Consider the following 4,077-nt stretch of genomic DNA (forward strand, 5'->3'; position numbering starts at 1 on the left):
GGAAGCCGATGTTGGCAGCGCCAGTTACATTGGCAGTGCCAGTATTTACCAGCAGCTCTGCAGCCTTGCCATTCACATCACCCTGTACGGTGATAGAGCCAGTCTGACCAGCATTCAGCTTGAGTACAGCTCCATTTGCAAGAGTTACCTTACCGACTTTACCAGAGTCGTTCAGGGTTAAGGTGCCGTTCTTAACGTTCAGACCAACAACCTTCTTGCCAGTGGAGTCAGATGCAAACAGACCATTGTTCTTATCAGCACCACTTAAGCTGGATGAAGTGGTAATGCCAATCTGCTCGTCTGTTGAGCCGGCGGCCTGCTGCAGAGAGCCGAAGTTACCACGTACATCTTCAGAGATGTTGGTTACGATAACATCAGCCAGGTCCTTGTTAACAACGTCTGAGTTGACGTCAGCAAAGCCCTTGATATCCTTCCATGCAACCTTGCCATCTACAACAACACCGCCCTCGCCAGTAACACCGGTAATGGTGGCATTGCCAAGATCCAGAACACCAGCAGTTAAAGCTCCATCAGCTGTAACACCGAAGACGCCACGCAGGGTCTTTAAGTCCTTTGCTTCCAGGGAAACGCCAGAATCAAAGCTGAACTTGACAGTACCGCCGGTCTGGAGGTCGATGGAGCTGGCAGTAAAGCCCTTAAGGTCAGTACCGAGCTTAAATGCATCACCGTCAGCAGTAAGCATAGAGCCTACAGCAGTTGAACCGAACTCGAGGAAGCCCTTGTCGGTAACAACAACAGTCTTGTTACCACTTGCAAGGTCAACGCCCTTCTTATCCGCGACAGTGGAATCACCCTTAACACTCATGGTGCCGCTGATATTCAGCTTACCACCGGTGGTGGTGAGCTTATTGGTGGTAGCGGATGCACCCTCACCAATAGTGATAGTAGAACCAGCATTGCTCATAGTCTTAAGAACAAGGCTGGAGCCCTCAGCAACAGTAACAGTACCGGAGGTGCCGGTAAGAGTATTAAGCTTAAGGGTTGCAGCTACAGGTGGCTTACCTGCAGCCTGATCTGTGTCTTTTGCATAGAAGCCACCAACCTGAAGTTTGGAACCAGTTACAGCAACAGTCATGCTGGTGGACTGGTCACCCCATACACCGCCGGCAACAGTTAAGGTACCAGAAGTGGTTGAACCAACATTGATGTCAGATGTCAGAGAACCCTCAGCATCTGGAGCATCCTTGGAGCCGAGGGTAACTGCAGCTCCTGACAGACCTAATGCTGTTGTGGTTGTGCCGTCAGCCTTAACAGCGCCAAGTGAGCTCAGAGCAATATATTTACCAGCAGCAACGTTTACAGTGTCGTTCTTGAAAGTCAGGGAGTCAGCCTGAATGGTGCCGGAACCAAGGTCATCAGAGGCGCCAGACAGAACTAAGGAGCCCTTTACAGCAAGCTTACCACCATTGAGGTTGAAGCCTTTATCTTCAACATTATCATTCTTAGTCTTAGTAGCATCAAGAACCAGCTCTGCGTCAGAGGCGTCAACCTCTACCAGAGCGTTATTCTTTAATGTAAAGACACCGCCCTTTGTGTTACCGCCGATGAGACTGGTAACATCAGTGCCCTTGAGCTTTAATGTGCCTGCGTCAACACCGATTGCTGTCGTCTTATTAGTTGAACCAACACCCGTTACTGTAGCACCGGTTAAGTCAAGGAGAGCTCCAGAGCCGCTGACAGTAATTGTTGAGTTTTGGGCAGCCTGAGCCTTGAAGTTACCAGTTACGGTAAGGGATGCGGTCTTGCCTGCAGCTGCGGTTACTGCAACAGTACCACCGCTTACATCAATACCATCGGCAGCAGTGTAAGCACCCTGCTCAACAGTCAGAGAGCCACCAGATACGAGTACGTTGCCGGTAATGGCGGTTGGGGTGGTCTTAGCAGTAGCAAGTTTCACTTTATTTGCAAGAGTAAAAGTGCCAGATGCCTTCATGGTAAGGGACTCTGCAGTTGCCTCACCAAAACCAAGGGTAGTTTTCTTATTGTAAGAGTCTGAACCCAAGGTTAAGTTTCGAGCCTTGAGAATAGTATTGGCAGAGTCATTGGCTGTAGTACCCTCTTTGGTAATAGTATCTGATACAAGCATGTCATCTGCATAGATGGAGCCTGAACCTGAGAAGCCAATAGCCTGATCTAATGCATCACCAGACATCCATAAGTCGCTTACATCTACCTGAGTGGTATCTGTAAGGCTGATGGTGCCGGAGGCGCCAAGAACTACCTGGCCTTTCTTCTGCTCAAGGATAGACTTAAGCTGATCCTTGCTGAGCTTAAGAACGGCAGCACTTGTAGAGCCGGAACCAACGGTAACAGTTGCACCACTGGACGGAGCAACTACATTAACCTGCACATTTTGGCCAAGTTCTAATGTACCGCTCTTTATAATCAGCTCCGCATTGCCAGTAGATGCATCCATTCCAACGGAGCCAGAAGTGATCTGCAGAAGTCCCTCGTTTACACCTTCTGTTGCCTTATCATCAGCAATTGTTATTGTGGCTTTAGCGCCAGTTGCTGCTTTGGCGGCAACATTAATCTTAGCATTTGCACCAGCACCAAAAGCATTAAAATCAGAGTCTTTGTTTGTAAACTTAAATTCACCACCGCTGGCAGCTGAGATATTGCCAATAATGGCGCCAGCCTCACCTGCCTCTATGACTGCACCTTCTGCCATCTGGAAGGCTGTGCCCTTATCACCAATGGTTGTTGCAACAGTTGGAGTTGCTGCACCTTCAACTTTGATAGCGCCATCGGCACCGACCTTGATTACGTCACCTATAAGGGTGGCTGCCTGGCCACCGCTGGCTGCGACATTTAATGTACCTTTATTGACATTTACTGAAGCAATATCAACTGTTATAGGAGCGGCTTGACCTGCTGCAATCTTAAAAGCATCTGCTTTTTTTGCATGCTCGATGGTAAGAGAGCCTGTGCCCTTGAAGGTAACAGCATTAGTCTTACCTGTAATGCTGTTTGCAGTATTATTAGAATTTATCTCAGTAGAAGTTACGCTCGCATTCCATGCCTGATCAGCTGTTGGGGTTGCTGCCCATGCAGCGCTCTTTCCTGAAATAGTTAATTCAGCATTTGAAGTTCCTAAGGGAGTAAGATCACCAGATGCAAGTTCAGTAGGAGCAGCCTGAGCAGCGCCAGCAGCCATAACTGATGTCAGAACAACAGCAGAGGCAATGCCCTTGAAGTAGGCGTTCTTGTAGATTGCACGATATTGAGCCATCAGGAACTTGATGGCGTTGTTTGAAAGTTTCATCTAGTTTGTTGAAAATTTGATGAAGTGGGCGTTCTGTCCTGATGCGTGTTTCTGTACCTCTGACTCGTACTGTAAATGCTTTTTTAATTGCCGGCTGGCAGAGCTGGCCGGTCAGAGTTCAGAGGAAATCACAGGAACCTGTAGACCACCTCACTTCGGTGGTGGCCTTATGCGGGACACTGCAGGCAGCGGATAGTTCCATTGCCGTGGTTGCAGTGAAGAGGAGACAGAATGGTGCAGGCACATCGATACCCATGCCTTGGGCCTGGGCAGCTTTTTGTTCAATGTGTCGGGACAGGAAGCGTCAGGCAGAGGTTGACGTATGTCAGAGGGACACCATATCTGGTGCTGGACGTGGGCAGGACAGGCTATTGCCTTGTCTGCTGAAGCAGTTGAGAGGGGATGCCCGGCTTCATGCTCAGTCTGCGTGCCGATTGTAATTCCCTGGACTGGACGGGCCAGTTCAGCAGTGCGGCTGGTTGAGCAATTTGCCTGGCTTAAAGGTAAGTATTAAGCCGTCGCTGTCTTCCCATGCTCAGGGGTACTAAGCCTGAGTGGGGGCCTTGATGCTTTTTCAGCACCGGCAGACAGTGTCGTTGCCATTCCTTGCGAAGGTTGGCTGCTTAATGCTGTACCTGCTTCTGCTGACGTGTAAGCGTCATTTGTGCAAAAGCTGTTCTGAGGAACCATAAAGGATGGACCTGAGATTTTTGCAGGTCAGAACATCCAAAGGCGCGACAGATGGCGAGGTTTCAACTACAATAATAGAACCCGTCTGCTCTCATTTAGTG

Annotated in this window: 1 protein-coding gene; it reads right to left on the reverse strand. The window is 49.3% G+C overall.

Annotated elements, in window-relative coordinates:
• Positions 1 to 3,286, reverse strand: a 3,286-nt coding sequence (locus tag MXE41_RS12795) for a hypothetical protein (RefSeq protein WP_247100850.1), incomplete at its 3' end; no start/stop codon positions are given.
• Between the last annotated feature and the right edge of the window lie 791 nt (positions 3,287 to 4,077).

The sequence above is a fragment of the Anaerobiospirillum sp. NML120449 genome, from assembly GCF_023051105.1.
Classification (GTDB): Bacteria; Pseudomonadota; Gammaproteobacteria; order Enterobacterales; family Succinivibrionaceae; genus Anaerobiospirillum.